The 3,906-nt window shown below is 66.4% G+C and carries 3 protein-coding genes and 1 pseudogene; all 4 read right to left on the bottom strand.

Features of this window, described 5'->3' with window-relative positions:
- Positions 1 to 95 precede the first annotated feature (95 nt).
- Positions 96 to 509, bottom strand: a pseudogene (locus ABZV34_RS37525) (DDE-type integrase/transposase/recombinase); the annotation flags it as partial.
- A gap of 1,592 nt (positions 510 to 2,101) precedes the next feature.
- A complete protein-coding gene (locus ABZV34_RS37520; RefSeq protein WP_356287191.1) occupies positions 2,102 to 2,308 on the bottom strand; it encodes a hypothetical protein in 207 nt (68 codons plus the stop codon).
- Between the two features lie 182 nt (positions 2,309 to 2,490).
- Positions 2,491 to 3,075, bottom strand: a complete 585-nt coding sequence (locus tag ABZV34_RS37515) for a DinB family protein (protein WP_356287188.1) — start codon at positions 3,073 to 3,075, stop codon at positions 2,491 to 2,493.
- Positions 3,076 to 3,651: 576 nt separating this feature from the next.
- Positions 3,652 to 3,906 (bottom strand): hypothetical protein (locus ABZV34_RS37510; RefSeq protein WP_356287185.1); only part of this gene is annotated, 255 nt, incomplete at its 5' end.

The following is a 3,906-nucleotide window of genomic DNA, read 5'->3' as shown; positions in this document are numbered from 1 at the left end:
CCTCCGGAACATCGCTGGTCTTCAAACTCCAGTCCGCCGTGGCCACGCCGCACACCTCCGAGATCAGGGTGTTGCGACGACCGGTTGAATCCACCCTGGGAGCCCCTGTCGGTGTGAAAAACGACGTCGTGAACCCTGCCGCCGCGGGCGGCCATGGCCATTTCGATCGCGTCGGTGACCAGGGAGGTCCGCATGTGGTCGGCGATCGACCAGCCCACCACTTTTCTCGAGCAGATGTCGATCACCGTGGCGAGGCGGAGCCATGTCGTGCCGACGGCTATGTACGTAATGTCACCGCACCACCTGGTGTTCAGCGTGTCCGCGGTGAAGTCGCGCATCACCAGGTCCGGCGCTTGCGGCGCGGTCCTGTCCGCGATCGTCGTCCGCCTCTTCTTGCGTAGGTGCCGGCCGGCGATGTGGTTGGTCCGCATCAGTCGGGTGACGCGCTTGCGGTTGATCCTGCGTCCTTTTGCGCGCAGTTCAGCATGGCCGCGCGGGGCGCCGTAGGCGCCTGACGGCAGGCAGTGACCTCCGAGGTCCGACCGGGCCTGGCCGCCGACACCCACAGCAGGCGGCGCTTGTCGTCGGTGAGCCCGAGCACGAACGAGAGCCGCTGCCGCCAGATGCGCCGTGCCGCTTTCCTGAGGGGAGTGCAGGTGCGTCGGGGCCGCGGGCGCCGGTACGGCTCTCCTGCTGAGTGCGTGGTTGCGCACTGCAGACTGGATGTGGCGGCGCGGTTGCACGGCAGGTGGGTGGGCAGGGTCCGCGTGATCGGTCGGGCGTCCTTCCCGTTCGCGGTGTTGAACGGGATGCTGGTGGGATGTCGAGGGAGTTGGAGAGGAGGTGCGCGCAGTGCCGGGAGCCGCTGCCTGCGGAGGCCGCCCCAGTCGGAGGTACTGCGATGTGACGTGCCGTGGCCGTCATTGGCGGCGGGTACGGTGGTATGATGCGATCTACCGGCGCGCTGCCGAGCAGAGCCGTGACGTCATCAGGGGCGGGGTGCTGCGGGGACAGGGCCGTTGCCCGGTGTGCAGGGTGCCGGTCTCGGTCCGCAAGCGGACGGATTCGGTGTACTGCTCGCCGAAGTGCCGCACCAGGGCGTGGCGTACGCGCAGGGACGCCGCCGATGGTATGTGACCATCCGTATCCTGCGGTGTGGATTTCGCTGTCGGGGAAGATGGCGGGTGGTGGTGTCGGGCAGCCCAGGGCCAGGCGTATCCGCCTGCGTGGGCGGGTGCTTGGCGGGTGAGCGGCTGCAGAAAAGCCCCGGCTGGACGGGGGAGACCAGCCCGGGCCGCTCAAGGGGTGTGCGGGCAGTGCCGCCTCGCGGCGGAAAGACTACACGGGGCTTTCGCTGGACGTTCATCCCCATGGGTTTCGCCCAGCCCGGCGTAGCGGCCGCACCCGCTGAGCAGCAACAGGTCTGCACAGCTCGCGGGCGGCGGCCAGGGTGTCCCACCTCACGCCGCCCGAGGCGCCAACAAGAGAACGGCCAGGGCAAGTTCACTGTTCACCGGTTTGTGGCTGCGGAGGGGACAGTGTCCCCGGGCGCGGACCCCGGCTGGGACCGACATCGGACCGGGTCTGCGTACGTACCGGTGCACAACGTGGTGACCTGCCGTGGTCGGTTCTGGGGCCGCGGCGTTGGCCAGGCGCGGTGATGCCGGCAGACGGGCTGGCGGTAGTTGGTGCCCTGACGAGTCCAGGCCGTTGACGCGGGCTTCACGGTGGCCTGCTCCGGCCGTGACGTCTACGGCAGTGTGAGCACCTGGTCGGCGGCGCAGGTGCATCGCTGGGCTGCGGCGTGAACGCCCGTACGAAGGAGTTCTGGGTCCAGGAGGCCTGCTGGCTGACGTGTGGTCCGCTCAGAGACTGAGAAGCAGGCTTTCGCGGCGGGCAGGCTGGGCGGGGACGCAGCGTTGTGCCGGTAGTTGCGCAGGCTGTTGACCGTGGTTAGGCGGCGAACGATATGGGGGAAATGACGGAATCGGTGAAAGTCCTAGAAACGCGCTACCCGCGCGGGTAAAGTCGCAGGTCATCCAGTCTGCTCCCCGCGCCCGCGGGGATGGTCCCGGGGGCAGTGCCAGCATCGCGGACCAGATCATCTGCTCCTCGCGCGCGCGGGGATGGTCCCCGGTCCGGTACGGACTGGGCCGAGGACGCCGAGGTGGTTGTACAGGATCTGCTGCCGTTCGGCGCGGGTGAGGTCGGCGACGTCCACAGTGACATGACGCTCTTGAAGTCGGGGATAGGCGTACGACTTCAGCAGCGGCCGAGCTTCGTTGTAGATGTAGCTGCGGGAGGTCAAGACGACGCGGGCGCCGCGCGCTCGTCACGCGGAGCGGTCCGCCGCCTTGCGGTCGAGCCGCGAACACGGGAAGTAACGGGGCGGCAAGCTCCCAGAGCTCATCAGGAACCAGACGCTTCGACGGATCAGCACCCACGGCCGGCATCGTGCCGTTCGAACATCAAGTCACGTGGCACAGCCTTCTATGCCTTGGTTGGTGCGGCCGTTCTGGCGGCCCGTTCGATCTTCGCGCAGTAGGCAGCGCGGGCTTCCTCATCGATCTGCATCTCATGTTCGGGGCGCATCCCGGTTCGGCCATCGACGCCTTCGCGCAGGATGTCGGCGTGCCCGGCATGCCGGTTTGTCTCGCCGAGGACGTGGACCATGATGGCGAACAGGTTCGTGTTGAGATAAGGCTCCGGCCACCACGGCACGTGGCCGGGGGCATCGAGGGCAAGCTCGTCGATCGTTGCGTCTGAGTGTTCCCACGTGCGCCGGTAGGACTCGATGATCTGATCGCGCGCCTCGTCCTCGGCCGCCCACAGATCGCTGCCGTCGTGGTCCTGCCACCGGGGCAGCGGTTCCGGGGATGGGCGGTCGAAGACCTCGCCGAAGTACCTGGCCTCGACGCTGGCTAGGTGTTTGACCAGGCCGAGGAGGTTGGTCCCGGTCACTGTCAAAGGTCGGCGGGCGTCGTATTCGGACAGGCCGTCGAGTTTCCAGAGCAGCGCTTTGCGGTCCCGCCGCAGTCTCCCGTGCAGGTTGTCCTTCGCGAATTCATCGATCATGCGGCATGAGCCTGCCATGGGTTACTCGAGGCCTCAAGATCCCGTACGTGGACCGCGATGACCGGCAGATCCGAAGCCTGGCCATGGCCACCGCCCTGAGCTACTCAAGAAGCTCGCGGAACTTGCCACGTGAGACAGCCTCTTAGATCCGGGGTACGGCAGCAGTCGTACCCCGGATCTCCTATTCGCTAGGGAGGAAATGTGTCTGGCCTTGAGTCAAATGTAGGGCAGAAAGCCGCAATGCGGCGCTACTTCCAATTCGCAACCGGACTGCTGCTCGTCGGACTCATCATCGGCATCGCAGCAACTTTCAGCGGTTTTCCGCGAGCATGGATCGGCGTTGCAATTATCTTTCTGATAAGGGCGATGTTCGCTTCATGGTATAGGTCTCGAAAGAGCAAGTAAATGCGAGGGCATCCCGACGAGACGGTCTACTTCGTCAGCAAGAACACGAAGGACTTCGGTGACGGGACCAGCTACCTATACCCCATGCGCGAGGATCTTGCGGTCACCTGTGCTTGTGGCAATCGGCCCTTGGCGGTCACGTGTGCGCCAAGGGCCGGCAGGCCTTCGGCGTCACCAGCAATCGACACCGACGAGGAGGCTCGCGCGCGCGAACTCGTAGTAGCCACAACGGTACGTGTGCGTGCCGTCGGTGATGGTCTGCGAGGTCGCCCCGGATATGACACCGGTGCAGTTGGTTCCGAACGCCAGGGGCGGTATGAACGGCTTGTCCACGAGGTCCAGGCTCTGGCAGGTGAAGTCGGCGGTGGCTGCCGCGGGTGCGGCGGCAGCCTGGGACGCGGGTGCGGCGGCAAAGGCGGAGGCGAG

This window comes from Streptomyces sp. NPDC005195, from assembly GCF_040608315.1.
GTDB lineage: Bacteria > Actinomycetota > Actinomycetes > Streptomycetales > Streptomycetaceae > Streptomyces > Streptomyces kaempferi.
Note: the sequence above shows the minus strand (reverse complement) of the source record. Positions and strands in the feature narration are given on the sequence as shown.